This is a genomic window from Cellulosimicrobium sp. BMG9.23 (genome assembly GCF_059159985.1).
The window spans coordinates 1-1562 of sequence record NZ_JBZGBZ010000022.1 but is presented as its reverse complement, the minus strand read 5'-3'; the positions used below and the strand labels follow the sequence as shown (position 1 = coordinate 1562).

Annotated in this window: 1 rRNA gene; it reads right to left on the bottom strand. The window is 58.2% G+C overall.

Annotation, left to right across the window (positions count from 1 at the left end):
* Positions 1 to 19 precede the first annotated feature (19 nt).
* Positions 20 to 1543 (bottom strand): 16S ribosomal RNA (locus tag AC4H2G_RS21535).
* Positions 1544 to 1562 lie beyond the last annotated feature (19 nt).

Genomic DNA, 1562 nt, shown 5'->3' with positions numbered 1-1562 from the left:
GTGCGTTGAAGCTCCTTAGAAAGGAGGTGATCCAGCCGCACCTTCCGGTACGGCTACCTTGTTACGACTTAGTCCCAATCGCCAGTCCCACCTTCGACCACTCCCCCCGGCGAACCGGTTGGGCCATGGGCTTCGGGTGTTACCGACTTTCGTGACTTGACGGGCGGTGTGTACAAGGCCCGGGAACGTATTCACCGCAGCGTTGCTGATCTGCGATTACTAGCGACTCCGACTTCATGGGGTCGAGTTGCAGACCCCAATCCGAACTGAGACCGGCTTTTTGGGATTCGCTCCACCTTACGGTATCGCAGCCCTTTGTACCGGCCATTGTAGCATGCGTGAAGCCCAAGACATAAGGGGCATGATGATTTGACGTCATCCCCACCTTCCTCCGAGTTGACCCCGGCAGTCTCCCATGAGTCCCCGGCATAACCCGCTGGCAACATGGGACGAGGGTTGCGCTCGTTGCGGGACTTAACCCAACATCTCACGACACGAGCTGACGACAACCATGCACCACCTGTGCACGAGTGTCCAAAGAGACCACCATCTCTGGTGGCTTCCCGTGCATGTCAAGCCTTGGTAAGGTTCTTCGCGTTGCATCGAATTAATCCGCATGCTCCGCCGCTTGTGCGGGCCCCCGTCAATTCCTTTGAGTTTTAGCCTTGCGGCCGTACTCCCCAGGCGGGGCACTTAATGCGTTTGCTGCGGCACGGAACTCGTGGAATGAGCCCCACACCTAGTGCCCAACGTTTACGGCATGGACTACCAGGGTATCTAATCCTGTTCGCTCCCCATGCTTTCGCTCCTCAGCGTCAGTTGCGGCCCAGAGACCTGCCTTCGCCATCGGTGTTCCTCCTGATATCTGCGCATTCCACCGCTACACCAGGAATTCCAGTCTCCCCTACCGCACTCTAGTCTGCCCGTACCCGATGCAAGCTCGAGGTTGAGCCTCGAGTTTTCACACCAGACGCGACAAACCGCCTACGAGCTCTTTACGCCCAATAATTCCGGACAACGCTTGCGCCCTACGTATTACCGCGGCTGCTGGCACGTAGTTAGCCGGCGCTTCTTCTGCAGGTACCGTCACTTGCGCTTCTTCCCTGCTGAAAGAGGTTTACAACCCGAAGGCCGTCATCCCTCACGCGGCGTCGCTGCATCAGGCTTTCGCCCATTGTGCAATATTCCCCACTGCTGCCTCCCGTAGGAGTCTGGGCCGTGTCTCAGTCCCAGTGTGGCCGGTCGCCCTCTCAGGCCGGCTACCCGTCGTCGCCTTGGTAGGCCATCACCCCACCAACAAGCTGATAGGCCGCGAGCCCATCCCTGACCGAAAAACTTTCCAACCACCCCCATGCGAGGACGGCTCATATCCGGTATTAGCCCCGGTTTCCCGGAGTTATCCCGAAGTCAGGGGCAGGTTACTCACGTGTTACTCACCCGTTCGCCACTAATCAACCCAGCAAGCTGGGCATCATCGTTCGACTTGCATGTGTTAAGCACGCCGCCAGCGTTCGTCCTGAGCCAGGATCAAACTCTCCGTAAATGATCAACGCCCACCACCA